This is a genomic window from Streptomyces sp. NPDC031340, from assembly GCF_055569945.1.
In genome coordinates, this window is sequence record NZ_JBVIIE010000010.1 from 25,543 (window position 1) to 52,366 (window position 26,824).

At 73.6% G+C, this 26,824-nt stretch carries 16 protein-coding genes, 1 tRNA gene and 4 pseudogenes; 10 read left to right on the top strand and 11 right to left on the bottom strand.

Features of this window, described 5'->3' with window-relative positions:
- Positions 1–2 precede the first annotated feature (2 nt).
- Positions 3–1,490 (top strand): FHA domain-containing protein, encoded by a 1,488-nt coding sequence (locus ACZ5GT_RS09595; RefSeq protein WP_469017889.1) that lies wholly within the window; start codon positions 3–5, stop codon positions 1,488–1,490.
- Positions 1,491–1,545: 55 nt separating this feature from the next.
- Here the strand turns inward: ACZ5GT_RS09595 and ACZ5GT_RS09600 are convergent, their stop codons facing one another.
- Positions 1,546–2,532 carry a methyltransferase domain-containing protein gene (locus ACZ5GT_RS09600; protein ID WP_469017892.1) on the bottom strand — a complete coding sequence of 329 codons (987 nt, stop codon included), beginning with the start codon at positions 2,530–2,532 and terminating at the stop codon, positions 1,546–1,548.
- A 122-nt stretch (positions 2,533–2,654) separates the two neighbouring features.
- Here ACZ5GT_RS09600 and ACZ5GT_RS09605 point away from each other — a divergent pair, with 122 nt between their 5' ends.
- The 4 genes from ACZ5GT_RS09605 (at position 2,655) to ACZ5GT_RS09620 (ending at position 10,934) form a co-directional block, all read left to right on the top strand.
- Positions 2,655–3,059: a globin gene (locus tag ACZ5GT_RS09605; RefSeq protein ID WP_469017895.1), complete on the top strand. Its 405-nt coding sequence runs from the start codon at positions 2,655–2,657 to the stop codon at positions 3,057–3,059.
- Between the two features lie 154 nt (positions 3,060–3,213).
- The gene (locus ACZ5GT_RS09610; protein ID WP_469017898.1) at positions 3,214–6,486 is read left to right on the top strand and encodes an FtsX-like permease family protein; all 3,273 of its coding nucleotides are present in this window, start codon (positions 3,214–3,216) and stop codon (positions 6,484–6,486) included.
- Between the two features lies 1 nt (position 6,487).
- Positions 6,488–9,691 (top strand): FtsX-like permease family protein, encoded by a 3,204-nt coding sequence (locus ACZ5GT_RS09615; protein ID WP_469017901.1) that lies wholly within the window; start codon positions 6,488–6,490, stop codon positions 9,689–9,691.
- A 277-nt stretch (positions 9,692–9,968) separates the two neighbouring features.
- Entirely contained in the window at positions 9,969–10,934 is a 966-nt protein-coding gene (locus ACZ5GT_RS09620) for an ABC transporter ATP-binding protein (protein ID WP_469017906.1), read from the top strand.
- A 15-nt stretch (positions 10,935–10,949) separates the two neighbouring features.
- Here ACZ5GT_RS09620 and ACZ5GT_RS09625 read toward each other — a convergent pair whose 3' ends face one another.
- Genes ACZ5GT_RS09625 through ettA form a run of 3 tightly spaced genes read right to left on the bottom strand, consistent with a single transcriptional unit; the run spans position 10,950 to position 13,708 of the window.
- A complete protein-coding gene (locus ACZ5GT_RS09625) occupies positions 10,950–11,627 on the bottom strand; it encodes a DUF8185 domain-containing protein (protein WP_469017909.1) in 678 nt (225 codons plus the stop codon).
- The gene (locus tag ACZ5GT_RS09630; protein WP_469017912.1) at positions 11,624–12,037 is read right to left on the bottom strand and encodes an acyl-CoA thioesterase; all 414 of its coding nucleotides are present in this window, start codon (positions 12,035–12,037) and stop codon (positions 11,624–11,626) included. The genes ACZ5GT_RS09625 and ACZ5GT_RS09630 overlap by 4 nt, the downstream gene beginning before the upstream one ends.
- A gap of 6 nt (positions 12,038–12,043) precedes the next feature.
- Positions 12,044–13,708, bottom strand: a complete 1,665-nt coding sequence (gene ettA, locus ACZ5GT_RS09635) for an energy-dependent translational throttle protein EttA (RefSeq protein WP_469017916.1) — start codon at positions 13,706–13,708, stop codon at positions 12,044–12,046.
- Between the two features lie 320 nt (positions 13,709–14,028).
- On the opposite strand from ettA, the gene ACZ5GT_RS09640 reads away from it, so the two are divergent.
- Complete coding sequence (locus ACZ5GT_RS09640; RefSeq protein WP_469017919.1) at positions 14,029–15,675, top strand: hypothetical protein; 1,647 nt, start codon at positions 14,029–14,031, stop codon at positions 15,673–15,675.
- 204 nt (positions 15,676–15,879) lie between these two features.
- Positions 15,880–16,452 (top strand): hypothetical protein, encoded by a 573-nt coding sequence (locus ACZ5GT_RS09645; protein WP_469017924.1) that lies wholly within the window; start codon positions 15,880–15,882, stop codon positions 16,450–16,452.
- A gap of 168 nt (positions 16,453–16,620) precedes the next feature.
- On the opposite strand, the gene ACZ5GT_RS09650 is transcribed toward ACZ5GT_RS09645, so the two are convergent.
- The 4 genes from ACZ5GT_RS09650 to ACZ5GT_RS09665 form a co-directional block, all read right to left on the bottom strand.
- Complete coding sequence (locus ACZ5GT_RS09650) at positions 16,621–17,970, bottom strand: Cys-Gln thioester bond-forming surface protein (protein ID WP_469017928.1); 1,350 nt, start codon at positions 17,968–17,970, stop codon at positions 16,621–16,623.
- 311 nt (positions 17,971–18,281) lie between these two features.
- On the bottom strand, positions 18,282–18,800 hold the full coding sequence (locus tag ACZ5GT_RS09655) for a single-stranded DNA-binding protein (protein WP_469017932.1): 519 nt from the start codon (positions 18,798–18,800) through the stop codon (positions 18,282–18,284).
- A 244-nt stretch (positions 18,801–19,044) separates the two neighbouring features.
- Positions 19,045–21,264 carry a YfjP family GTPase gene (locus ACZ5GT_RS09660; protein WP_469018355.1) on the bottom strand — a complete coding sequence of 740 codons (2,220 nt, stop codon included), beginning with the start codon at positions 21,262–21,264 and terminating at the stop codon, positions 19,045–19,047.
- Positions 21,265–21,276: 12 nt separating this feature from the next.
- On the bottom strand, positions 21,277–22,884 hold the full coding sequence (locus ACZ5GT_RS09665; RefSeq protein WP_469017937.1) for a dynamin family protein: 1,608 nt from the start codon (positions 22,882–22,884) through the stop codon (positions 21,277–21,279).
- A gap of 320 nt (positions 22,885–23,204) precedes the next feature.
- Between ACZ5GT_RS09665 and ACZ5GT_RS09670 the strand changes: the two genes are divergently transcribed.
- A tRNA-Arg gene (locus ACZ5GT_RS09670) sits at positions 23,205–23,280 on the top strand.
- 127 nt (positions 23,281–23,407) lie between these two features.
- Here the strand turns inward: ACZ5GT_RS09670 and ACZ5GT_RS09675 are convergent.
- Positions 23,408–23,608, bottom strand: a pseudogene (locus tag ACZ5GT_RS09675) (tyrosine-type recombinase/integrase); the annotation flags it as partial.
- A 58-nt stretch (positions 23,609–23,666) separates the two neighbouring features.
- Positions 23,667–23,906 (bottom strand): annotated as a pseudogene (locus ACZ5GT_RS09680) (integrase); the annotation flags it as partial.
- 15 nt (positions 23,907–23,921) lie between these two features.
- Between ACZ5GT_RS09680 and ACZ5GT_RS09685 the strand changes: the two are divergent.
- Together ACZ5GT_RS09685 and ACZ5GT_RS09690 are read left to right on the top strand one after the other, a co-directional pair.
- Positions 23,922–24,839, top strand: coding sequence for a reverse transcriptase domain-containing protein (locus ACZ5GT_RS09685; RefSeq protein ID WP_469017940.1), 918 nt, complete (start codon positions 23,922–23,924; stop codon positions 24,837–24,839).
- Between the two features lie 289 nt (positions 24,840–25,128).
- A pseudogene (locus ACZ5GT_RS09690) lies at positions 25,129–26,292 on the top strand (IS110 family RNA-guided transposase).
- A 67-nt stretch (positions 26,293–26,359) separates the two neighbouring features.
- On the opposite strand, the pseudogene ACZ5GT_RS09695 reads toward ACZ5GT_RS09690, so the two are convergent.
- Positions 26,360–26,769, bottom strand: a pseudogene (locus ACZ5GT_RS09695) (ATP-binding protein); the annotation flags it as partial.
- Positions 26,770–26,824: the final 55 nt, after the last annotated feature.

Sequence of the window (26,824 nt, forward strand, 5' to 3'; positions counted from 1 at the left end):
ACATGCCGACCTGCCCGAACGGACACCAGTCGGGTTCCGACGACTGGTGCGAGGTCTGCGGTCACCGCATGGCCGGTGCCGTGCCCCCGCCACCCCCACCGCCCCCGCCCGTACCCGGCGGCGGCTACGGCTTCCCGCCCCCGCAGGGCACCCAGCCCGGCGGCCGCCCGCATCTGTCGGCCGTGCCGGACCACGAGCCGGAGCTGTGCCCGCAGTGCCGCACGCCCCGCGAGGGCGGCGCGCCCTTCTGCGAGGAGTGCCGGTGGAACTTCCTGACGAACACCGCGACCTCCTACACCCCGGCCGCCCCGCGCCCGCCGGCGCCCGGCCCGGGCCCGTCCGCGCGCTACCAGCAGCCGCCGGGACCGTCGTACGGCGGGGGTGACGCCTTCGACTACCAGGGCTCCCGCCCGTCGCAGATGAACCGGCCCGCCGAGCCGATCCCGTCGTTCGGCAGCGAGCCGTCCGGCCCCTCCAACTTCGGCCCCGACCCCTCGCGCCCGGTCCCGCCGCCCGGCCCGACCCCGCCCGCGGGCCCCGGCGGCTCCGGCGGTCCCGCGGGCCCCGGCGGCTTCGGCGCTCCTGGCTCCGGCGGCCCAGGTGGTCCCGGCGGCCCCGGCGGCGGCTTCGGCGCTCCCGGTGCGGGAGGCCCCGGCGGCTTCGGTGGTCACGGCGGGCCCAGTGGTCACGGCGGGCCTGGTGGTCACGGTGACCCCGGCGGTCCTGGTGGTCACGGTGGCCCCGGCGGTCCTGCCGGTCACGGTGGCCCCGGTGCGCCCGGTGGCGCGCCGCAGGGGTACCAGCCGTCCGGCGCGCCCGCTCCGCCCACGTTCCCGCAGGAGACGCCGGGACGGTCCCCGCAGGGCGGTCCGCCCTTCGGCCCCGGTGACGACGACTGGGTGATCTCCCCGCCTTCGTCCGGCCCCGGCGCCCACGGCGGCCCCGGCGCTCCGGGCAGCCATGGTGCTCCCGGCGGTCCGGGCGCTCCGAGCGGTCCCGGCGGCCGCGGACCGGGCGGCGGCTACGGCTATCCGCAGCCCGGCGCGACCCAGGCCCCGCCCGGCCCCGCGTACCAGCAGCAGCCGGCGTCCTGGACGGCGACCATCGGGCCGGACCGCGAGTACTTCATGGCGATGATGCAGCGCTCCGGCCCCGAGGCCGCGGGGCTCAACCTGCCCGCGTACTCGCCCGAGCAGCAGCGCACCCTCAACGGCAACCAGGTCACCATCGGCCGCCGGCGCCACTCCACCGGCGACACCCCCGACATCGACCTGTCGGTGCCGCCGGAGGACCCGGGCGTCTCGCACCAGCACGCGGTGCTGGTGCAGCAGCCGGACGGCGGCTGGGCGGTCGTCGACCAGAACTCCACCAACGGCACCACGGTCAACGGTTCCGAGGAGCCCATCCAGCCCTTCGTGCCGGTGCCGCTGCAGGACGGCGACCGGGTGCACGTCGGCGCGTGGACGACGATCACCATCCGGCGCGGCTGAGCCGCCGGGCCAGGATCAGGCAGGATCGGGCAGGATCGGGTTGGATCAGGCGGTATCAGGCGGGGAGGGGCCAGGCGTACGGCCCCTCCGGGTCGTCCAGCCAGGCCCACGCGCGTTCCTGGCCGGCCGTGATGCCGTAGCGCTCCCGTAGCGGCCGTCCCTCGCGCTCCCACAGGACGTAGGCCTCCCGCGCGTCGAGGCTGCCGCGGGTCAGCGCCAGCAGGAAGCCGAACAGTTCGTCGCCCCGGGCGTGGTCGGGCACCGCGTCGAGGTCCGGGGGCTCGGGCCGCGAGCCGGTCCCGCCGCGCAGCGGCACGAAGTAGGCGGGCGTGGGCAGGAAGTGCCCCTCGGCGTGTCCGCCGTCGCGGACGGTCAGCGCGATCAGGCCGGTGGCGAGCGGGGCCAGGACGCGCGCGCCGGGGTGGCACTGGGCGAGCCAGGCGGGCGGTACGGACGTCAGGGCGCAGGTCGCGACGATCCGGTCGAAGGGGGCGCGCTCGGGGACGCCGCGGGCCCCGTCGCCGGTGACGACGGCCGGACGGTGTCCGGCGGCGGCCAGGTGCCGCCGCGCCGACTCGGTGATCTCCGGGTCGAGGTCGACGGTGGTGACCAGGTCGTCGTCGCCGAGCCGGTGGGCCAGCAGCGCCGCGTTGTAGCCGGTTCCGGTGCCGATCTCCAGAACCCGGTCGCCGTCCCGTACCCGCAGTGCGACCAGCATCCGCGCCATGAGCGAGGGCTGGCTGCTGGAGGAGACCAGGTCGCCGTCGCGCAGCCGGGTGGCCAGCGGGGCGTCGGAGTAGGCGCCGCGCAGCCAGTCCTCGCGCGCCGCCGGGTCGGGGGTCTCGCCCCACCGGCGTTCGTAGCCGCCCCGGACGCCGACGTAGTAGTACGGCACGAACAGATGACGCGGGACGGCCGCGAACGCCTCCCGCCACACCGGGTCGGCCTCCCACGCCCCGCTCGCGTCGATCCGCCGCACCAGCGCCTGCCGGGCGGAGGCGGCCAGGTCTTCCAGATCCCTGTCGAGAGCGTGCGCGCCCATACCTCCACACTACGGGCGGTCCGCCACGGTGACGGACAAGGCGGGCAGGGGACGGCTGCGGGGCGGGTCCCGGCGGTCCGAGGGCCTGGGTCTTCGCGCGCGCCGTCTGCGACCATGGGGGCGTGAATGAGATTCGGCGCGGCACGCTTCAGGAGCAGACCTTCTACGAGCAGGTCGGCGGGGAGAAGACCTTCCGCCGCCTGGTGCACCGCTTCTACGAGGGAGTCGCCGAGGACCCGGTCCTGCGGCCGATGTACCCGGAGGAGGACCTCGGCCCGGCCGAGGACCGGCTGACGCTGTTCCTGATCCAGTACTGGGGCGGTCCGACGACGTACAGCGAGAACCGCGGCCACCCCCGGCTGCGCATGCGGCACGCCCCCTTCACCGTGGACCGGGAGGCGCACGATGCCTGGCTGCGGCACATGCGGGTGGCCCTCGACGAACTCGGCCTGTCCGAGGAGCACGAGCAGCAGCTGTGGAAGTACCTGACGTACGCGGCGGCCTCGATGGTGAACACCCCGGACTGACCGGGGACCGACCGGCCGGACGGACGTACGGATTCCGGTCGCGCGGCGCCGGATTCCGGTCACAATCCGGTCAAGGCCGCTGCACAAGCGCTTACCTGCGCCCCCTCGCCTCTGACAGCATCGCCCGGAGGTCTGGACAACCACGGGGGGCCGGGTGACCGGATTAGGGGCGGCGACCGCAGCGGTGGCGACCGCACGGTTCGTGCTGCTGCGTGCCCGCGCGCACCGGTTGCTGCTCGCCGCCGCCCTGCTCACCGTCCTGCTGACCACGGCGGTCCTGACCACGCTGACCGCCTACGCGGGCGCGATCGGCGACGCGGCCCTGCGGCACTCGCTGGCCGACCCGTCGAACGCCGCCGACGCGGCGCTGATCGTCAAGGCCGACGTGCCGGCCGGCCGTCGCGCCGCCGCCGAGGACGCCGTCCGGGCGGGCGCGCGGCGGGCCTTCGACGGACTGCCGGTGACCGTGCGGACGCTGCTGCGCTCCGGACCGTACGCGCTGCCCCGCTCGCTGCGGCCGCCCGCCGAACGGTCCGGCGACCCGGACCTGACGCACTTCGCCGCGCTGGACCCCACGCAGGTGCGCGTGGTCGCGGGCCGTGCCCCCCGCGACCGCCCGGGGGACGGCGTCGAGGCCGCCCTGCCGCAGGCCGCCGCCCGCGCTCTCGGCCTGCGGCCGGGCGCCCGCCTCACCCTCGCCGACCGGCTCGGCGGCCCGAAGGTGCGCGTCAGCCTCACCGGCGTCTACCGTCCCGCGGCGGCCGACGCCCCCTACTGGCGGCTGGACGACCTCGGCGGCCGGGGCGTGCGGACGGTCGGCTTCACGACGTACGGCCCGCTGCTCACCGCCCCCGGCGTGCTGACCGCGGGGAAGGTGAGCGGCGGACCGTCGGCCTGGCTGGCGTCGGCCGACTTCTCCTCCGTGACGACCGGGCGGATCGACGCGTTACGCCGGGCGGCCCGGTCGGAGAGCAAGGCCCTGCGCGGGCAGCCCGCGCTGAGCGGCACGACCGCCGCCGGCACCTCCCTCCCGGACGTCCTGGACCGTGTCGAGCGCTCACTGCTGGTCTCCCGCTCCACCCTGCTGATCGTCGCGCTGCAGCTCGCCCTGCTCGCCGCCTGCGCGCTGCTGCTGGTGGCCCGGCTGCTGAGCGCCGAACGGGCGGGCGAGACGCGGCTGCTGAGGGCGCGCGGCGGCTCCCGGGCCCGGATCGCGGGCATCGCCGCCGTGGAGGCGCTGTTCCTGGCGGCGCCCGCGGTGCTGTGCGCGCCGCCGCTGTCGGGACCGCTCACCCGGCTGCTGGCCGGGCAGGGGGCGCTGGCCCGGATCGGGCTGCGCCTGGACGTGCCGCCCGGCGGCCGGCCCGGGGTGTGGCTGGTCGCGGCGGGCATGGCCCTGGGGTGCGCGCTGGCGGTGACGCTGCCGGCGCTCACCGTCGAGGGGTTCCGGGCGGGCCGGGCCCGGTCGCTGCCGGGGGCGGTGCGGGCGGGCGCGGACCTGGGACTGCTGGCGGTGGCCGGGGTCGCGTACTGGCAGCTCGGCCGGCAGGACTCCGGCGCGGTGGCCGAGGGGAGCCGGGGCACCCTGGGCATCGACCCGCTGCTGGTGGCGGCGCCCGCGCTGGCGCTGCTCGCCGGGACGGTGCTGACACTGCGGCTGCTGCCTCCGGTGGCACGGCTCGCCGAGCGCCGGGCGGCCGGCGGGCGCGGGCTGACGGCGGCGCTGGCGGGCTGGCAGCTCAGCCGCCGCCCGGCGCGCGGCGCGGGCCCGGTGCTGCTGCTGGTGCTCGCCGTCGCGCTCGGCATGCTGGCCGTGGCGCAGGGCGCCTCCTGGGACCGCTCGCAGGACGACCAGGCGGACTTCGGCGCCGGCGCCGCCGTACGGGTCGTCGCCGCCGGGGAGGACGGCCCGGGCCGCTCGGACACGTACGCGGCTATCCCGCACGTCCGCGAGGCCGCGCCCGCCGTCCGGACCGAGCTGCCGCTGTCCGGGGACCGCACGGCGGCCCTGCTGGCGCTGGACACCGCGCACGCGGCGGACGCGGTGCTGATGCGCCGGGACCTGGCGTCGCGGCCGGTGCGGCCGCTGCTCGCCGGGCTCGGCCCAAAGGGGGCGACGGCCGGCGCCCGGGTGCCCGCGCGCACCGCCCGGCTGCGGCTGACGGCGACCCTGCGCACCTCGCGGCAGCAGGGCACCACGACGGACGCGACGCTCACCCTGGAGGACCGGTACGGCACCCCGTACCAGGTCCCGGCGGGCGAACTCCCCGCCGACGGCCGCGCCCACACCCTCGGGGTCACGGTCCCGCCGGGCCCGCTGACGCTCACCGGCCTGCAACTGGTGATGTCCCAGCCGGTCGGGCACTCCGAACGGCACCGCCTGGTGCTGGGCCGCCTGACGGCCACCGGCACCGACGGGACCGTACGGCGGCTGCCGCTGCCGGCCGCCTGGACGGCCGACTCGGGCGGCGACGGGCAGCTCGCGTCCCCGGAGGCCGACACCAACCCCACCCGCCCGAAGGTGAGTTCGTCGGGGCCGCCGGCCGTCGAGTACGACACGGGGCACATCCCGGCCGACGAGACCTGGGTGATCGCCTCGGTGACGGTGCGGATGCGGGTCGCGCAACCCGTGCGGGCCGCGGAGGTCAGGGCCGTCGCGACCGACCGTTTCCTCGCCTCGGCGGGCGCGCGCGTCGGCCGGCGGGTGGACGTGACGCTCGGCGGCGAGAACGTGCCGGTGCGGATCGTGGCGTCGGTGCGGGCGCTGCCGACGACCGGCGACGCGGACGGCGGGGCCCTGCTGGTCGATCTGCGGTCGGTGAACCGGGTGCTGGCCGAGCGGTACGGGGCGAGCGTCACGCCGACGGAGTGGTGGTTGCGCACCGACCCGGGCGCGTCGGCGCGGGTCGCCGAGCGGCTGCGGGCGCTGCCCGACCTGGAGGCCGGTCAGGTCGTGGTGCGGGACGAGACGGCGGCACACCTGCGCGACGACCCGTTCGGCGCGGGCCCCGAGGCCGCGTTCGCGGCGACGGCCGCGGTTGCCGCGGCGCTGGCCGCGGTCGGGTTCGCGGTGAGCGCGGCGGGCTCGCTGCGGGAGCGGGGCGCCGAACTCGCCGTACTGCGCGCCCTGGGCGCCCCGCGCCGACGGCTCGCCCGCATGATCGCCGTGGAGCAGGGCGTGCTGGCGGCGCTGGCGCTGCTGGTGGGCACGGTGCTGGGGACCGTGCTGGCCCGGGCGGTGATCCCGCTGACCGTGCTGACCGCGCAGGCGACCCGCCCGGTGCCGGAGGTGCTCGTGGAACTCCCGCTCCCCCGGCTGGCCCTGGTCCTCGCGGCCGTGGCGGCGACCCCGCTCCTGGTCACCGCCCTGCTGGCACTGCGCCGGACCGACCCGGCGAGGTCACTGCGCGAGCAGGGAGGCGAGTGACATGCGTCCACACAGGGACACGGACGGGGCGAGCGCGGGCGCGGACGGCGCGGGCGCCGGTGGCAGGGACGCGGGCGGCACGGGAGTCGGCGGCGCGGACGCGGGCCGCGCGGGAGCCGACGGCACGGACGCGGGCCGCGCGGGCACCAGTGGCACGGGAGCCGACGGCGCGAAGGCGGGCCGCACGGAAGTCGGCGGCACGGACGCACGCAGCACGGCAGCCAGCAACGCGGACGCGGGCCGCGCGGGAGTCGGCGGCGCGGACGCGGGCCGCACGGGAGTCGGCGGCGCGGACGCGGGCCGCACGGGCACCAGTGGCACGGGAGCCGACGGCGCGAAGGCGGGCCGCACGGAAGTCGACGGCGCGGACGCGGGCCGCACGGAGGCGGGCGACACGGACACGAGCGGCGCGGAGGCGGGCGGCGCTCCCCCGGCCCCGGCCCGGTCCGCGGTGCCGTCCGCGCCCGCGTCCCCGGCCTCGTCCGCGCCCGCGTGCCCGGTTCCGGCCCCGTGGGTCCGGACCCGTCTGCGTGCCGCGCCCGTCGCCGCGTGCGCGCTGGCGGTGCTGGTGGCGCTGACCGCGTTTCTGGCGGCCGCCTTCCCGTCGGCGGTCGACCGGTACGAGGACGCCGGGCTGCGCCGGGCCGTCACACAGGCGCGTCCCGACAGCACCGCCCTGCGCCTGTCCGCCCCGCAGCCGGACCTGCGCCTGCCCCGGGAACGGCGGGAGGAGGCGCTGCGTCCCGGCCCGCTCGGCCGGCAGTACGCGCGCGTCCGCGCCGCGGTCGGACGGCCGCTCGTCGCGGACCCCGGCCAGTCGACGTACGGGGTGCGCACCGGCCGCCCGCTGCCCGCGCCGGACCCGTGGCTGCCCCGGCCGACGGGGCTGCCCGCCCAGTTCGTGCTCGCCGCGCAGAACGGTCTGGCCGGGCACGCGACGGTCCGTTCCGGCCGCCTGCCCCGTGCCGCCGGGCGGGTGACCGCCGCCACGCCCGCGGTGGAGGCCGCCGTCACCGCCGAGACCGCGAGGAAGCTGCGCATCAGGACCGGTGCGGTGATCCACCTGCCCGCCGTGGAACGCGCCCCGCTCGCCGTCCGTGTCACCGGCGTCGTCGCTCCGCGCGACCCGGACGGCGGCTACTGGGCGACCCAGCCCCTGCTGCGCAGCCCGAGCCTGGTCCGGGTGCCGGGCGGGGGCGCCGACGCCGACAAGTACTGGCTGGGCGCCCTGCTGCTGGCCCCCGACGCGGCCCCGGCGATGCTGGGGACGGCCGGGAACCCTTGGCGCTACTGGCAGTTGACGCCCGCCACCGGTGACCTCCACGCCCATGACGCGGACCGGCTGCGGTCGGCGATCGCCTCCCTGGAGTCCGGTCCGGACCTGCTCGCGGTGCGCGCGGCGACCGACCCGGCCACGGACGCCGAGACCGGCCTGGACGACGTCCTCGGCCGCTTCACACGGCTGCGCGCGGGCGTCCGGCCGCTCGTCGCCGTGGCCGCCTTCGGCACCGGCACGGTCGCCGCCGTCGTCCTGCTGATGGCCGGCGCCCTCGCCGCCGACCGCCGCCGCGCCGAACTCACCCTGCTGCGCGCCCGCGGCGGCTCCCTGCCGGGCGTGACGGGACGTCTGCTCGCCGAGACCGCGGTCGTCGCGCTGCCCGCGGGAGCGGTGGGCCTGGCGGTGGCGCTCCTCGCCCTCCCCGGCGGGCGTCCGCTGCCCGCCGTCGCCGCGGCGGCCACGGTCACGGTGGCCGCCTGCGCCGCGTTCCCGCTGCGGGCCGCGCTCGCGCACCGGGCGGTCCGGGTCCACGGCGGCCGGCAGGACGTGACGGCGGTACGTCCGTCCCGGCGCCGTACGGTCGCGGAGCTCACCGTGGTGGCCGTGGCGCTGGCCGCGGTCGAGACCCTGCGCAGGCGGGGCGCGACCGGTGATCAGCTCGGCGCGCAGGCCCCGGTGCTGATCGGCGTGGCCGCGGCCCTGCTGCTGGCCCGCCTGCACCCGCTGCCGCTGCGCGCGCTGGCCCGCCCGGCCGCCCGGCTGCGGGGGTTGCTGGGCGTCCTGTCGCTGGCCCGCGCGGGCCGCGCCTCCGCCTCCGCGGTGCTGCCCCTGCTGGCGCTGCTGGCGGCGCTGACCACGGCCGCGTTCGGCGGTTCGGTCCTGGCGGGCGTGCGCGAGGCCCGCGACCACGCGGCGCTGCTCGCCGTCGGCGCCGACGCCCGCGTCGAGGCGACCGCCCCGCTGCCGTCGGGGCTGCCCGAGCGGGTGCGCCGGTCCCCCGGTGTGCGGGGGCTGGCCGAGGTGAGCATCGCCTACCAGGCCAAGCCGGAGGACGGCAGGCAGTCGGTGCCGCTGGCGGGCGTGGACCCGCGCGACTACGCCGAACTGGCGGACCGCACCGGGCTCGGGGCGTTCGACGCCGGTCGGCTGAGGCGTCCGGCGGGCGGCGGGGCGCTTCCGGCGCTGGCCTCCCCGGAGGTGGCGCGCACGTACGGCACCCGGCCGTTCCCGGTGCGGCTGGAGGACGGCAGCACGGTCGCCGTCCGGGTCGCCCTGGTCCGGGCCCGCACACCCGCCGTGACCGGCGCCGACTTCCTGGTCGTCGACCGCGCCGGGCTGAGCCGGGAGGCCGCCCGTCCCAACGCGCTGCTGCTCACCGGCGGCCGGATCGACGCGGGCGCGCTGCGCCGGGCGGCGAGCGGCGCCGGGGGCGTGCAGGTGCGGGCGGAGGAGCGGGCCCGGTACGTCGACTCGCCCCTGCAGTCCGGCGCCGAGCGCGTCTACATCGCCGCCGTGGCGGCGGGCGCGGGCTACGCCGTACTGGCCCTGCTGCTGTCCCTGCTGCGCGCCGCCCCCGAACGAGCCGCCCTGCTGGCCCGCCTGCGCACGATGGGCCTGACCCGGGCGCAGGGCCGCCGGTTGCTGGTCCTGGAGTCGCTGCCGCAGGCGCTGCCGGCCGCGGCGGGCGGCGCGTTGACCGGCTGGGCGGCGATCCGGCTGCTGTCGCCCGGCGTCGACCTGACGACGATCGCCCTCGCCTCCGCCGAACCCGCCCCGGGCCGCACCGAGTTGCGTACGGACGCGATGTCGCTGGCGGTGCCCGCGCTGGCGATCCTGGCGGTGACGGTGGCCGTCGCGGGGGTGCAAGCATGGTGGACGGGGCGCCGAGGATCGATCACGGAACTGCGCGCGGGAGACAGCCGATGACGCACCCGGCCCGCGTCGTACGGCCCACCGAAGCCGAGGGCATGACACGCACACGCCCGACGGCTGGCCTGGGCCCCGCCGGATCGCACCCCGAGACGGTGAGCGGAAGACACCCGGCATCCCGCCCTGCCCTCATCGGACGGCCCGCCGGAACCGCGGCCGGACCCCGCCGGACACACCACCCGAGCCCCGTCGAAGCGCCTACCCGGACCACGCACGGACCACGCCCGACGACCCACCCGGCCCCCGTCGGAGCGCCGGTCGAGGAGGCAGCCCGATGACGACGAACCCCACCCTCGCCGACCTGGCCGACCGCGCCGCCGCGCGCCGCGACCGCCCGGCCTACGGCCACGACGCGCTGATCACCTGCGACCGTCTGGTCCGCATCTTCAGCGCGGACGGAGTGGAGGTGCAGGCGCTCCAGGGCCTCGACCTCCTGGTCCGCGAGGGCGAGTTGATGGCGCTGGTGGGCGCGTCCGGCAGCGGCAAGTCCACCCTCATGAACATCCTCGCCGGCCTGGACACCCCCACCGCCGGCGCCGCCCGCGTGGCCGGGCACGACCTGCTCACCATGACCGCCAGGGACCGCCTGGCCTACCGCCGCGCCACCGTCGGCTTCGTCTGGCAGCAGACCTCCCGCAACCTGCTGCCCTACCTCACCGCCGCCCAGAACGTCGCCCTCCCGCTGCAACTGTCCGGCGCCCGCACCCGCGGGGCCCGCCGCGCCCACGCCGAACGCGCCCTGAAACTCCTGGAGTTGCTGCATGTGGCGGACTGCCGCGACCGCCGCCCGCAGCAACTGTCCGGCGGCCAGCAGCAGCGCGTGGCCATCGCCGTCGCCCTCGCCAACGACCCCGCGGTGCTGCTCGCCGACGAGCCCACCGGCGAACTCGACTCGCACACCGCGGAACAGGTCTTCGCCGCCTTCCGCACCGCGAACGAGCGCCTCGGCACCACCGTCGTCATCGTCACCCACGACCAGGCGGTCGCCACGGAGGTGCGCCGCACGGTCGCCATCCGGGACGGCCGCACGTCCACGGAGGTGCTGCGCCGCAGCGAGGTCGACGCGACGACCGGCCACGAGACGGTGGTCGCCCGCGAGTACGCCATGCTCGACCGCGCCGGCCGCCTCCAGCTCCCGGCCGAGTACACCGAGGCCCTGGGCATGCGGGACCGGGTGGCCCTGGAACTGGAGAGCGACCACATCGCCGTCCGGCCGGACGACAGCGGCGAGCAGCGCTGATCGGCTTGCCTGTCGTCAGCGGAGGTTGACGCTGACGCCCAGCGCCGCACGTCCCGCCCGCCGCACGGCGACCGAGCCGTACGGCGTGCGCAGCCTCAGCCAGGCGCCCGAGACGAGCAGCGCAGGGTCGTCCACCTCGGGGCGCAGGAAGCCGAGCGACTGGGCCGCGTGCACGACCCGCACCGGCAGCCCGGTGTCACCGATCGTGCGGGACCAGATCTCCCGCCCGATGCGGTCCAGTTCGGCCCTGGTCCGCTGCTCAGGCGTCAGCTCGCCGGTGCGGGCACGGAACTCGGCGACGGCCGCGCCGACCGCCGCCCGCAGCGCGTCCGGCGCCGGGAGACCGGGCTCGGGCTGCCATCCTCCGCGCGGCGGCAGCACTCCGGCCCACGGCGGCCCGGTGACGGCGGCAGGCACTGCGGCCGTGGTCGCCGACTCGTCCACGGACTCAAGCAGTTCACCGGCCGAGACGGTCACGTCCAGCGCGACGTCGAGCCCGTCCTCGTACGGCTTGGCGAGCCGCACCGCGCGGATCGCCAGCACCTCGAAGGACGGCGGGCGGCCGAAGACGGCGAGCGCGGTGCCCGCCGCCTGTATGCGGACCGCCGCTCCGCGGTCGTAATGGAGCAGCCGGGAGAGGAAGGCCGCGAGATCCGCCGCCTCCCCCTCGTCCGCGAGATGGAGCACCGTCATGCGGCGACGGCCTCCTCCTCGCCGTCGTCCCGGTACTCCGCGAGGAACTCCCGTTCCTGCGCGGTGATCCGGCGGGGCCGCTGCGCCTCGAAGTCGAACGGCACGATCACCGTCGAGGCGCGGACGTAGAGGACGTCGTCGTCCTTCACCTCGTAGGCGATGGTGAAGGACGCGGCCCGGATCTCCGTGACCCACAGCTCGATGTCCACGGGCGCGTGCCGGTGGACGAGCTGCCGCTTGTAGTCGATCTCATGGCGCGCCACCACGGACCCCTGCTGGAACTCCTTGTCCGGGCGGAACAGGAAGTCGATACGGGCTTCCTCCAGATAGCGCAGGAAGACCACGTTGTTGACGTGCCCGTACGCGTCCATGTCCGCCCAGCGCAGCGGGCAGCGGTAGATGTGCCGCAAGATCGATCAGCCCCGGGTCAGCTTCTTGTAGGTGGCGCGGTGCGGACGCGCGGCGTCCGCGCCGAGCCGCTCGATCTTGTTCTTCTCGTACGACTCGAAGTTGCCCTCGAACCAGAACCACTTGGACTCGCCCTCGTAGGCGAGGATGTGGGTGGCGACGCGGTCCAGGAACCAGCGGTCGTGGGAGACGACCACGGCGCAGCCCGGGAACTCCAGCAGTGCGTTCTCCAGGCTGGAGAGCGTCTCGACGTCGAGGTCGTTGGTCGGCTCGTCGAGGAGCAGCAGGTTGCCGCCCTGCTTGAGGGTGAGCGCCAGGTTCAGGCGGTTGCGCTCACCGCCGGAGAGCACACCGGCCGGCTTCTGCTGGTCCGGGCCCTTGAAGCCGAAGGCGGAGACGTAGGCCCGCGAGGGCATCTCGACCTGGCCGACGTTGATGTAGTCCAGCTCGTCGCTGACGACGGCCCACAGCGTCTTCTTGGGGTCGATGTTCTCGCGGCTCTGGTCGACGTAGGAGATCTTGACGGTGTCGCCGACCTTGATCGAACCGGAGTCGGGCTTCTCCAGCCCCTGGATCATCTTGAACAGCGTGGTCTTGCCCGCGCCGTTCGGCCCGATGATGCCGACGATGCCGTTGCGCGGCAGGGTGAAGGAGAGGTCGTCGATGAGGACCTTCTCACCGAAGGCCTTCCTGAGGTGTTCGACCTCGACGACGACGTTGCCCAGCCGCGGGCCCGGCGGGATCTGGATCTCCTCGAAGTCCAGCTTCCGCATCTTCTCGGCCTCGGCGGCCATCTCCTCGTAGCGGGCCAGACGCGCCTTGGACTTCGCCTGCCGTCCCTTGGCGTTGGAGCGCACCCACTCCAGCTCTTCCTTGAGCCGCTTCTGCCGCTTGGCGTCCTTCTGGCCCTCGACCTTGAGGCGGGCGGCCTTGGTCTCGAGGTACTTGGAGTAGTTGCCCTCGTAGCCGTGCAGGCGGCCGCGGTCGACCTCGCAGATCCACCCGGCGACGTTGTCCAGGAAGTACCGGTCGTGGGTGACGGCGACGACGGTGCCCTCGTACTTGGCGAGGTGCTGCTCCAGCCAGTTCACCGACTCGGCGTCGAGGTGGTTGGTGGGCTCGTCGAGGAGCAGCAGGTCGGGGGCCTCGAGGAGGAGCTTGCAGAGCGCCACCCGGCGCTTCTCGCCACCGGAGAGGTTGACCACGGGCCAGTCGCCGGGCGGGCAGCCCAGGGCGTCCATGGCCTGCTCGAGCTGGGCGTCGAGGTCCCAGGCGTTGGCGTGGTCGAGCTCCTCCTGGAGCTTGCCCATCTCGTCGAGCAGGGCGTCCGAGTAGTCGGTCGCCATCAGCTCGGCGATCTCGTTGAACCGGTCGAGCTTGCCCTTGATCTCGGCGACACCCTCCTGGACGTTCTCCAGGACGGTCTTCTCGTCGTTCAGCGGGGGCTCCTGGAGCAGGATGCCGACGCTGTAGCCGGGTGACAGGAACGCGTCGCCGTTGGAGGGCTGCTCCAGCCCCGCCATGATCTTCAGCACGGTCGACTTACCGGCACCGTTCGGACCGACGACGCCGATCTTGGCACCCGGCAGGAAGTTCAGGGTGACGTCGTCGAGGATCACCTTGTCGCCGTGCGCTTTGCGCGCCTTGCGCATGGTGTAAATGAACTCAGCCAAGAGAAACCGTCCGGCAACTTGAAATCTGGCAGTGGGCAGATACACCCCATCTTGCCTGACCGCCACCCCTGGGGGGAAACGCGTTCGGTCCCGGGGCGCTGGCCTGGCTCTTTGCGACCGGCGGCGGAGGCTCGACCGTCGTCTGCCACCGCTGCCGCGCCCGCGGAGACGGGGGCCCTGTTACCGGTTGGACTTTCCTTACCGGGCAGGACCGCCCAATGTTCACGGATCATCAATCGGACTGACACCGGTCCAGCCATCGTGGGACGGCGGCTGTGTCTTGACTGTGTGCCCTAGCTCATCCGGAAAGGTGATCCCACATGGCCAAGAACAGACGTGCCGGCGTAGCCGCGACAGTGGTGGCGACGAGTGTGATCGGTGCCGGTCTCGCACTGTCTTCCGGTGCCGCCGACGCCAGTGGCGGCGTGGCCGCCTGGTCGTCGGTGCCTGCTGTCGCCGACGCCCGCGGCGTGGCCGCTCCGAATGTCCTGTCGCCCGGGCTCACCGAGCACCCCGTCGCGCAGGGCTCCCTGAAGCTGGAGAACCCCACCGAGCAGGTCCCGTACTACGGATACCTCGGTGACGGCACGCTGCTGCCCGACCCCGCCGTCAAGCAGGCCCCGGGCGTGAAGATCGAGGCCAGCAAGACCGAGCCCGACAAGAACACCTACCTGAGGATGTCCGGCCTGCACGGCGCGGACGCGTCCTACCCGTACGGCACGCGCTTCCTCTTCCAGGGGCACGAGGGCGGCGGGACGGGCTACATCACCCGCGTCAACCTCGACGCCGACCAGGCACACCGGGTGACGCTGCTGGCCACCAAGGAGGCCGACGGCACGAGCCTTCCCGCCATCGACGGTTCCACCTGGGACCCCTGGGCCAAGCGCCTGCTCTTCACCTCCGAGGAGGGGGCCGAGGGCGGGGTGCTCCAGGCCACCCCGGACATCGACTCGAAGGTGGAGGACATCTCCTTCGTCACCGGACGGGCCGGCTACGAGGGCATCCAGAACGACTCCGCCGGCAACCTGTGGATGATCGAGGACAGCGGCGGAACGACGGTCGCCACCAAGACGAAGGTCCCCAACAGCTTCGTCTACCGGCTCGTCCCCTACGACAAGCACGACCTCACCAAGGGCGGCAGGCTCCAGGCGCTGCAGGTGGTCTCCCGCCGCACCGGTTCGCCCATCGCGTACCAGAACGTCGACGGCGGGCACCCCACCGGCGGGGCGTTCACCGACGACCAGAAGGACCTGAGCAACTACGGTCCGGCCCTGAGCACCCACTGGGTGACCCTCCACGACACCAAGACCGACACCAGCGGCAAGGCGTTCGACGCCAACGCCCTGGCGAAGGCGGCCAACGCGACCCCGTTCAAGCGCACGGAGAACGGCCAGTTCCGCCCGGGCACGGACTTCCGCGAGTTCTACTTCGACGCCACCGGCGACACCAACACCACCAGCACCGCCAATGACGGCTACGGCGGCTGGGGCACCCTGTACAAGCTCACCCAGAGCGACCCGCGCTCGGACAACGGCAAGCTCAGCGTCTTCTACACCGGTGACAAGGCGCACACGGGCATCGACAACGTCACCTTCCTCGACCGCACGCACGTCGCCTTCGTCGAGGACGCCGGCGACACCCTGCACACCCAGCGGGGCGCCCTGGACTCCGGTTACGTCTTCGCCACGACGACCGACTACTCGCGCGGCGCACAGCCGGTGCGCTTCCTGGCCGAGGGCCGCGACCCTTCGGCGACCCTGGACAACATGCTGTCCTCGGTGAACGGCGGCATCCAGAACGACGGTGACAACGAGATCACCGGCATCCACGTCTCCGACGGCGACCCGGGCACGGACGGCATCCTCGGCGCCAAGGTCCCGACGCTGTTCCGTGGCGGCTGGCGGCTGTTCTGGACGCAGCAGCACGGCGACAACACCACGTGGGAGATCACCCCGGACGACAAGTAAGGACGCGACACGACCGGCTGAGGCGGCACGGCGGCCGATTCCCGCCTCCCGCGTCCGAGACGCCGCCCGCCTGCGGCGTCTCGGACGGTGGCCGGACCACGTCCACCCTGTGCCCCGACCATGCCGGAACCCTTCATCGGCGTCCGCCTGCCGGGCATGATGGGAGGAGCGTCGAAGTGCGTCCGGCAACCTGTGGGGGCAGGTATGGGGGATGGTCTGACCGCGTTGATCGCCGCACTCTTCGGTGTCACGGGAACACTGCTGGCCCCGGTCTTCTCCCAGCGGATCGTGACTCGGGTCCAGAGCGAGCAGTTCGAACGCCAGCAGCAGGCCGTGCAGGCACAGTGGCTGCGGGATCGCGAGGAGGCCCGGCTCTCGGAACGACGGGCCTGTTACGTCGCCACCAACGCGGCATACCGCCGCTACCGCATCCAGCTCATGAACTACCTGTGGGACGTCCACCTGGGCACGGTCACGGACGCCGCGCGCGATCAGCTGGAGACGGCACGTCACGCCCACCACGCCGCGTTCGCGGAGGCTCAGCTGACCGCTTCGGCTCTCGTCCTCGCCGAGCTGGACGCCGTGGCGAAGGAACTCGCCGGAGCGTATCGGCGGATCAAGTGCCTGGAAGAGGGCAATCCGATGCCGAACAGCTCCTTCGAGGAGATCGAAGCGGATCTGCACCGGCTCTGGGAGCGCTGGAAGGACATGCGCTCTCGGATGCGCGCGTGTCTCGGGGTCGAAGGTCCGGCGTCGGCAGCTCAGTTGGAGCCATGACGGAGTGACGCACACGGCTCGCGTGGTCGGTGGCCGGGGCGCGCGAGCACCAGGCTGAGCAGGGCGGGTGCGGGCGCGCCGGTGCTCCTCGTCGTCAAGCGCTGCCGGGACCGCCGCACCCCGGCACGCGCCGCCCGCGCTGACTGCGCCGCCCGCGCCGGCCCGCGGTCAGGGAGTCTGCTTCCTTCGGACGACGACCAGGGCCGCACCGCCGATCACCACGAAGGCTATGGCGACGCCGGCGATCAGCGGGGTCGCGCTGGAGCTGCCGGTCGCGGCGAGGTTGGTGTCGTCGGCTACGCCACCCACCGTGGCGGGACTCGGCTCGCTGAGCGTCTGGGTCACCTCGCCGCCCGTGCTGCCCTGCGTCTTGCAATCGAGCACCCCGGTGAACCGCTTCTCCAGGCCGCCCGGCCCAGTGATCGTGAAGTCGTACGCCTGGTCCTCCTGCAGCGGGATCGTCACGGTGCGCGACTGTCCCGCCGGGATGCTGTGCTCGAGGCCCATCAGCTCGAAGGTGAACGCCTCGTCGCCCTGGTTGACCGCGGTGATGTCCAGGCCCCCCTCGGCGCAGTCGCGCTGCGCCGACAGTGCCGGTATCGCACCGGTCGTGGCCCAGGTCGCGCTCGCCGTCGCCGACACCGTCGACTCGCTGGAACCGGCCAGGATCTGCGTCTGGCTCCTGCTCTCGGACGCGAAGGCCCGGCCGACCGGCACGGTGGTCGACGCCTGCGCGGTCAGCTCTGCCGACCCGTCGGCGGCGTCCTCGGGGACGTCGAAGAAGGCCTGGCTGCCGTCCGCCGCGGAGGTGAGCGGCTTGCCGTCCTTGTCGACGATCCGCACGCCGCTGATGGCCGCGTCCGCGGGCGGCGCCAGCGTCACGGCGTCCGCGTTGGTGTGCACGGTCACCGGGCCGAGCAGTTCGCCGGGGTGGCCGGAGACGGCGGGCGGGTCCAGGGTCAGCGACGCCTCGGGCTCCGCGACGTCGACCGCGCTGCGCTGGAGGTAGTCCGCGAGCTTCTCGGCCTGCGGGTCGACGGCGTCGACGTCGGCCCCGTCCGAGTACCGCCAGATCGCGACCTGGGTGCCGGCCGCCGCGTCCTGCTCCGTCAGGCCGCCCGCGACGCCGGCCTTGGCGGCGAGCGCGGCGAGGTCGTTGACCTGCGGGTAGGAGTTCTGCAGGATCCAGCGGATCCGGCCGGCGTCCTTGTTGGCGCCCAGCGAGGTGCCGCTCCAAGGGGTCTCGTGGTACTTCGCGTCCCGCTGCGTGGGGTTGTGGATGTCGACGCAGTACGTCTGCAGCGTTCCGCCGCCGTCGACCGACATCTCGAACAGCCCCGCCGACACCTGCTGGTCACCGCCGTCGCCATGGATCACCGCGGCGCCGTACGTCTTGAGCCCGCCTATGGTGGCGGTCGCCCCGCCCTGTCCCGGTGTCGTCTCCGCGGCCGCGGCCGTACCGGCTCCCGTCAGCACGCCGGCGGCGAGGAGCCCGGACGCCAGCGTCACGGCGGCCACGCGGACCGCTCGACGCCCGCGCGGGGACGGCACAGAGAACGAAGCAAACACCAAATTCCCCTTCGAGCTGGACCGTTGACGTGGGGGGGTGTGGTCCCAGCAGCAGAATCAGAAGCCCCGAGAGCTATGCCCGGCATCCTAAGGACGCGGCGCACCCTGATTCCCAGTCATATCGTCGGACAAGCGATCCGACTCGGAATCGTTATCGCCGAGACGGCCGATGAGCAGGGCTTATCGACAAATCCACCGCGCCGCCGGGAACACATGGGCCGATATGTCGCACTCGGGCCGGCCCGGAGCACCGCCTGACATCACGTCACCGCAGCCGCCTGCGCGCCCCGTCGGCCAGCCGGGTGCACGGCAGCCGCGTCGGCGGAAGCCGGGTCCCCGTAACTCGGGTTCGCGGAACCCGGATGCGGACTCTCCCAGTCGGGCTCCGGATGCCGGGGTACGGCGGCCGCGCCCGGCTCGGTCCTGGTCGCCCGGCGGAAGGCCGAGGTACCGCGGGCGAGATCGTGGCCGACCGCCGTCGCGTCGAGGTCCGCCGAGGTCCGGTTCTGCCCCTCGCGCACCTCCGTACGCACCTTCAGCCTGCCCTGCACGACCACGGGATCGCCCACGTTGAGCGACGCCGCCACGTTCGCGGCGAGCTGCCGGTTGGCCCACACCGTGAAGAAGTTGGTGTGCCCGTCCGCCCACAGGTTCCTCTCGCGGTCCCAGTAGCGCGAGGTCACCGCGAGCCGGAACCGCGCGGACGCTCCCGACGCGAGCTCCCGGTACACCGGCTGTGTGGCCACGTTTCCCACGGCGCAGATGATCGTCTCGTTCATCGCCGACCCCTCCCGGATACGCCGACGGGCCCGTCCCGTACGGCTGCGTCTGCCGCGGCGACCGCCCTTCGCGATCGCCGCACCGCCAGACTGCCTCCGCCGGGCCGAGCCCGCTGAGCCCTGTGGACCGCCCTCCGCCTGTGGACAACTTCGTCACCCGGACGAGCGAGCCCCCACCGGGAACCAGGGAACGGAAGCCGAAGAACGGGAGCCGGCAACCGGCAACCGGAGACCGGGAACCCGTTCAGATGGCCGCGGCCACCACCCCCGTCACCCGCAGGTACTGCCCCCGCACCTCCCGGTACCGCAGCAGCTCCGCCGCCACCGGGTCCAGCACCCGGGCCCGTCCGCACGCGGCAGCCGCCTCCCGCAGACGTCTCTCCGCCTCCGTGCCGTAGCGCCGTGCCGGCCCGCGCGCGGCCATCCGGCAGCTCCACTCCACGAGCGGCCCGCCGACGATGCCGGCCACCATCAGCAGCACCGGCACCCCCAGGTTGGGCGCCATGACCCCGAGGATCTGGCCCAGCAACCACAGCCCGCCCACGACCTGCAGAATCGTCATCGACGCCTGCGCAAGCACCGCCGCCGGCCACCAGCCGGGCCGCGGCGGCCGCCCCGGCAGCGCGGCGCGCGCGGCCAGTTGGTCGAGCGCCTCGGGCAGCCCCTGGGAGCCGCGTACGGCGGCCTCGCGCACCGCCTGCGCCCACGGCACGGGCAGCCCGGCCGAGGCCCGGTCGGCCAGGGTGCGTACCGCCTGCTCGACGCGCTGGCGGGCCGTGGCCTCCTCGTCCACCTGCGCCCGCGCCAGCAGCCGGCCCGTGGGGGGCTCCCGCCGGTCGTTGTACCAGTGCCACAGCCGCAGCCAGGGCGTCCCGCACGCACGGTTGGCGTTGCGCAGCCAAGCACGTTCGGCCGCTTCGCCCGCCGCGGTGGCGCCCACCGCGTCCGCGAGCCGGTCGGAGAAGTCGTCGCGCGCCTCCTCGCTCAGCCCGGTACGTCGCCGGGTGGCGTACACGTGCCGCAGTCCGGCCGCGGCGCCGTCGACATCGGCGGCGATCCGGCGCGCCGGTGCGCTGCGCTCGGCCACGAACCGGCCGAGCGCGTCCCGCAGTTCGCCGACACCCTCCCCGGTGAGCGCGGACAGTCCGAGCACGGTGGCGCCCGGTTCGCCGTACTCGCCGAGCGCGATGCCGTCCTCGTCGAGCAGCCGCCGCAGGTCGTCGAGGACCTGCTCGGCGGCCTCACCCGGCAGCCGGTCGGTCTGGTTCAGGACGACGAACATCACCTCGGCGTAGCCGGCCATGGGCCGCAGATACCGTTCGTGGAGCATGGCGTCGGCGTACTTCTCGGGGTCGACGACCCAGATGACCGCGTCGACGAGGGCGAGGACACGGTCCACCTGCTCGCGGTGCTGGACGGCCGCCGAGTCGTGGTCGGGCAGGTCGACGAGGACGAGCCCGTCCAGCTCCGCGTCCCCCTCGCCGTTGTACAGGGGGCGGCGCCGCAGCCGGGGCGGGATGCCGAGCCGCTCGATGAGGCTCAGGGCGCCTTCGCTCCAGCTGCACACGATGGGCGCCGCCGTGGTGGGCCGGCGCACGCCCGTCTCCGAGATGACGACCCCGGCGAGCGCGTTGAACAGCTGCGACTTGCCGCTGCCCGTCGCGCCCGCGACGGCGACGACGGTGTGCTGCCCGGAGAGCCTGCGCCGGGCCGTCGACTCGTCCAGGACCCGGCCGGCCCGCGAGAGGGTCCGGCTGTCGAGCCGGGTGCGCGACAGGCCCACCAGCTCGCGCAGCGCCTCCAGGCGCGCACGCAGGGCTCCGGGGTAGACGAGGGGCCCCGGCGCCTGCGCCGCCCCCTGCGGACCGGGTCCGCGGTTCTCGACCGCCGCGGCCGGTTCCCGGGTGGCGGCGTCAACGGCGTCGGCGGCCTCGGCGGCCTCAGCAGTGCTCCTCCGCGCGATCAGCCTGTCGCCCCACCCGTCGGCGCCGGCCAAGCCGTTCACGCGGCCCGCGCCGTTCGCGTTCCCGGAAGACCCGGTTTCGTACGCGTTGCCGGAAGACCCGGTTTCGTACGCGCCCGCCACGCGCGCATGAGCGTCGCCTGCGCGCTGACCGTCGCCGGGCCTCCAGGAGCCGCCGCCCTCCGCGGACGTCCCGCCCGCGGCGCCGCCGCTCCCGTGGCCGCCCTCGGCATCCACGTCCTCGCTCTTCCCGTCCTCGGCGTCCACGTCTCCGGCGTCCACAGCTCTGGCACCCCCGTATTCGGCGTCCGCGTCCTCGGTGTCCGCGCCCTTGGCGCCCGCGTGCCCGGCATCGACGTCTTCGGTGTCCGCGTCCTCGGCCTCCACGGCTCCGGCGTCCGCGCCCCTGGCGTCCGCGTCCTTCGCATCCACGTCTTCGGCGTCCGCGTCGTCGTCACGGTCGGCGTGCTCGGCGTGCTCGGTGTGGTCCTGGTCGGTCATGGCGGTCACCGGTCACCTCTCCTTCAGCAGTACGGACAGCGCGGCGATGAGTTCGGCCTGGGGTTCGGCGCGGACGTCGAGGGCGTCGAGCGGGGCGAGACGGCGCTCCCGCTCGGCCTGCAGGACCCGCTCCAGGTGGCCGTTGAGCAGCCGCCCGCCCCGGTCGCGCAGCCGCAGCGCACCGTGCGGGCCGATCCGCTCGGCGAGCCTCTCGCCCGCCGAGCGCGCCCGGCGGCCGCCCAGCAGCGCGGTGGCGACCAGCGCGGTGACCATCTCGGGGTCCGGCGCGACGGCGCGGTCGAGGTCGCGGACCTCCTCCTCGGCGTACTCCTCCAGCTCCCGCCGCCAGCGCCGTACGGCCAGCGCGATCCGGTGCTCGGCGCTCTCCGGGGACGGGTCGTGGTCGGCCAGCTCCGGGGCGGAGCCGGCGGGTTCACGGCGCCAGGCATCGTCGACGCGCTCGTCGGCGGCCGTGACGTGACACAGCAGGAGCGCGGCCAGGCTCTCCACCAGCGCGTCGAGCAGTTCCCCGGCGGTGCAGTCGAGCGGGAAGGCGCGCCAGCGCTTGAGGGCGTCCCCGGCGAGCACGGCACCAGCCTGCAGACGCCCCCGCACACGCGCGCGCTCGTTGTCGTACGCGAGGTCGACGGCGGTGGTGAGCCGCAGCGCGGCCGCGTACTGCGCGGCGGCGGCGCAGGCCAGCTCGGGCATCCGGGACTTGAGCGAGTCGAGCACCCCGTAGGCGGTACGGGCCATGGTGTGCTGTCGGGCGACCGGGTCCTGCGCCTGGCGGACGAGCCAGTCACGCAGCGACGCCACGGCGCTGGCCGGCAGCAGCCCGCCGCCCCAGGCCGACTCGGGCAGCTCCGGCACGGTGAACCGCGGGACGTCGCCGAGCCCGGCCTTGGTGAGCAGGGCGGTGTACTGCCGGGACACCTCGGAGACGACCTGGTGGGGCACCCGGTCGAGCACCGTCACCAGGCTGACGTCGTACTCCTTGGCGGCGCGCAGCAGGTGCCAGGGGACGGCGTCGGCGTAACGGGCGGCGGTGGTGACCATGACCCAGACGTCGGCGGCGCAGATGAGTTCGGCGGCCAGGACGCGGTTGCCGGCGACCAGGGAGTCGACATCGGGCGCGTCCAGCAGGGCGAGGCCCGGTGGCAGCGTCTCGACGGTCTCGATGCGCAGCACGCGCCCGGGGTTCTCGCCCGGGAGCAGCAGGTCGTCGGTCACCTCCTGCTGGGGCACCCACACGCGCGTGAGGTCGGGCAGCACTCTCATCCCGCTGAACCAGTGATGGTCCTCCGGGTGGCACACCAGCACCGGTGTCCGTGTCGTCGGCCGCAGCACGCCCGCCTCGCTGACCCTGCGGCCCACAAGGGAGTTGACGAGGGTGGACTTCCCCGCGCCGGTGGATCCCCCCACGACGGCGAGCAACGGCGCCTCGGGGTCCCGCAATCGGGGCACCAGGTAGTCGTCGAGCTGCGCGAGCAGTTCGTCGCGGTTGGCACGCGCGCGTGGGGCCCCCGCCAGGGGCAGCGGGAAGCGTGCGGCGGCGACACGGTCGCGCAGGGCGGAGAGTGCGTCGAGCAGCTGAGGCCGTACGTCCAAGGTCACCACATGCGAAGAATGCCCAATTTTAGGGGATATCCAAAGCATATGGGCCGCCTGCGCGCCGACAGGACACAAGGGACGTAAGGGATGACCGGGACACCGGCACAGTCCAGGCATAACGAGTACACAACACCCGGTGCGCGAGACGCCAAAAGCGATGCACGATTCGTACCTGCCTGCGATTATCAGGACCGCTTCACCGAACCTCCACATTGAGCCACGGAGGCGAAGCAACAGGGACAAGGATGCGGGAGCCCTATCCTTGTCCCCGGCAACGTCACGGACCGGCCCAGACCCGGGCACCACGACAGAGGCCACCACATCCGGCCCCCGTAGCTCAGTGGATAGAGCAGGCGCCTTCTAAGCGCTTGGCCGCAGGTTCGAGTCCTGCCGGGGGCGCCACGTCTGAACAGCAAGAACGCCCCGGAAGGACCAGCCCTTCCAGGGCGTTTCGCGTCTCTGACGGCAACGCTGACGGCAACGGCCCGGATCACCGCCCAGGCCACCCAGACCGCTCACCGGTGCCGCGTCAATCGTCGTCCAGCAGCGTCCCCAGCCGGTCCAGCGCGGCGCGCTTCTCGGTCATCTCGGCGTGCGCGTAGATGTTCATGGTCACGTCCAGGGCGCTGTGTCCGACGATGTCCCGGACGATGTGGGGCGGGATACCGAGTCCGAGCAGCAGCGTGACGCAAGTGTGGCGCAGGTCATGGAAACGGACCTCCAGCCCCAGCCCGGCCGCTCACGGATCGAGGGGTATACGAGCGTGTCTCAGAGACCGTACGAACGCTCTACGACAGGACCCAGTGAAGGACGGTCGCGTCGTCCCGTGCCTTGCCGCGCGGCCAGCGCCGACCGTCGGGGTCGCCGGCTTCTGCTTCCCGTACACGGCGGATCAGCTCGTCCGGGCCGGATGAGTCGAGGAGGGCAGACGCCTCTTGCCAGTCGGCGAGTTCGAAGCGGTCGACGAGCCGTGTCGCGCCGTCGCTCAGCAGCGTCACGGACGCCAGCGAGTCGAGCGGTTCGGCTCCAAGGGTTACCGCTGGGTGCTGGATGCTGACGTCGAAGCGGCCTTCGACACCGTTTCGCACTCCGCTCTCCTTGAGCGGGTACGCAAGCGGGTCAAGGACAAGCGAGTCGTGGCCCTGGTGAAGGCGTTCCTCAAGGCCGGAGTTCTCACCGAACTCGGAGACCAGAGGGCCTCCGACGCCGGGACGCCGCAGGGAGGCATCCTGTCTCCGTTGCTGTTCAACATAGCTATGTCGGCGCTCGATGAGCGTCTGCAGGAGCCGTGGAAGGACGGCGGGACGATGGGAACCGCTGCCCGACGCGTCCGACGCCGGGCGAAGGGCCTACCGAACTGGAAGGTCTCCCGCTACGCGGACGACCTTGTGGTGCTCGTGAATGGCTCCCGCGCCGACGTCGAGGACCTGAAGCACGAGGTCACTGAAGTGCTCGAACCACTCGGGTTACGGCTGTCACCAGCCAAGACCCGGATCGTGCACATGAGTGAAGCGTTCGACTTCCTTGGGTTCCGCATCCAGTGGAAACGCAAGCGAGGAACGGACAAGTGGTACGTCTACACGTTCATCGCGGACCGGCCCATCCGGTCGCTGAAAGACAGGATTCGTGCCCTGACACGCAGGAAGTCGCAGCAGAACCCCAGAGACGTGCTGGCCAGACTCAATCTGATCATGCACGGCTGGGCCAACTACTTCAGGCATGCAGTCTGCAAACACACCCTGAGCAACCTGGCGAATTTCGTCTGGTGGCGGATGGTCAAGTGGATGCAGACCCTGCATCGCTGGAGGTGGAAGGACGTCCGCCGCTGGCTGAAGGCACCCAATGGGAACTGGAAGCCGATCTCGGTGGACGGGGTCGAGTTGTTCGATATGGCGGCGGTGCCGGTTACCCGCTACCGCTACCGGGGCAGCAAGATTCCCAATCCTTGGGTCCCTGCATAACCACGCAGAACGGCAGAAACCGTGGAGAGCCCGTTGCGTTGTGAGACGCACGGCGGGTTCGGCGAGCGGCCTGGGGAGACGGACCGGGAGTAATCCCGGCACCGCGCCTCAGGCCGACTCAACCCGGGTCCGGGAGGTGCCGTCGGAGACGCTGATCAGAGGTCCGGCCACCGCCCGGTCCGGCGCAACGCCGGGCAGTTCGCGGGCGGCAGGTCTGCATAACGTGGATGCGCGAGCACGACACCCGAGCCGAGGCCGGCACCGTCAACACCCCTCGGGAAGGGGCGCGATGTTCGAGATCGAAGACGTGGGCGTGTTCCTGGGCCTGGATGTCGGCAAGAGTGCCCACCACGGCCGCGGGCTGACCCCGGCCGGGAAGAAGGTCTTCGACAAGCCGCTGCCCAACAGCGAGCCCAGGCTGCGGGCCGTCTTCGACAAGCTGCGCGACAAGTTCGGCACCGTCCTGGTGATCGTCGATCAGCCCGCCTCGATCGGCGCCCTGCCGCTGACCGTCGCCCGCGACGCGGGCTGCCAAGTGGCCTACCTGCCCGGGCTTGCCATGCGGCGGATCGCCGATCTCTACCCGGGCGAGGCCAAGACCGACGCGAAGGACGCCGCGGTCATCTCGGACGCGGCCCGCACCATGCCGCACACCCTGCGGTCCCTGGAACCGACCGACGAGATCACCGCCGAACTCACGGTCCTGGTGGGCTTCGACCAGGATCTCGCCCCAGCCTGGAGCGCGTCCTGGGTCCCCGCCTCGACCACCAGGCCGTGACCTGGCTGCTGGAGCGCTACGGCTCCCCGTCCGCTCTGCGCAAGGCAGGCCGCCGCAGACTCGTGGAGCTGATCCGCCCGAAAGCCCCCCCGCATGGCCCAGCGGCTGATCGACGACGTCTTCGACGCCCTCGACGAACAGACCGTCACCGTCCCCGGCGCCGGCACCCTCGACATCGTCATTCCCTCCCTGGCCGCGTCCCTGACCGCCGTCCACACCCAGCGCCGGGCCCTGGAAGCCCAGATCAACGCCCTGCTGGAGGCTCACCCTCTTTCCCCGGTCCTGACGTCGATGCCCGGCGTCGGCGTCAGGACCGCCGCCGTCCTGCTGGTCACCGTCGGCGACGGCACCAGCTTCCCCACCGCCGCCCACTTGGCCTCCTACGCGGGACTCGCCCCGACCACGAAGTCGTCCGGCACCTCGATCCACGGTGAGCACGCACCCCGAGGCGGCAACCGACAGCTCAAACGGGCGATGTTCCTGTCCGCCTTCGCCTGCATGAACGCCGACCCCGCCTCCCGCACCTACTACGACCGCCAGCGAGCACGCGGCAAGACCCACACCCAAGCCCTCCTCCGACTCGCCCGCCAACGCATCAGCGTCCTGTTCGCCATGCTCCGCGACGGCACCTTCTACGAACCCCGGACACCGAAAGACGTCGAGCTCGCCGCATAACCTCAGCAACCCCGAACCACCCCAAACCCGACAGGGGTGCCTTGACGAAAGACATAGAGGCACCCCCCGCCAGCTCGGCCCACACCGAGCGCCCGTCGGGCCAGTTCCTCACACCCCAGCCCTTGGCGCAGCCCGCGATCAGCACCAGGCCGCGCCCACCCTCTTCCTGGCTGGTCACATCGCACAGGTGCGGTACGCGGGGCCTCCCTGGTCGACCACCTCGATGCGCACCAGGTCATCACCCAAGTCGACGACTACGAGGAACCAACCGCCGGCCGAACCACTCAGCGAGTGCCGCACGGCATTGGTCGCGAGCTCACTCACGATCAGGACGGCATCTTCGACCGGGCCCCGCTCGTCGAGCAGGGCGGCGACGAAGTGACGTGCGTTGGCCACCTCTTCGGCCAGGCCGGGGAAGGCACGGCACCACTTTGACCGCGTGGGAAACTCCTCATCCTTGTCTAGGGGTCTAGACAGCACGGCGGCAGAGTATTCCCAGGGTTGACCAACAAGCCAGGCATCTAGAGGAATT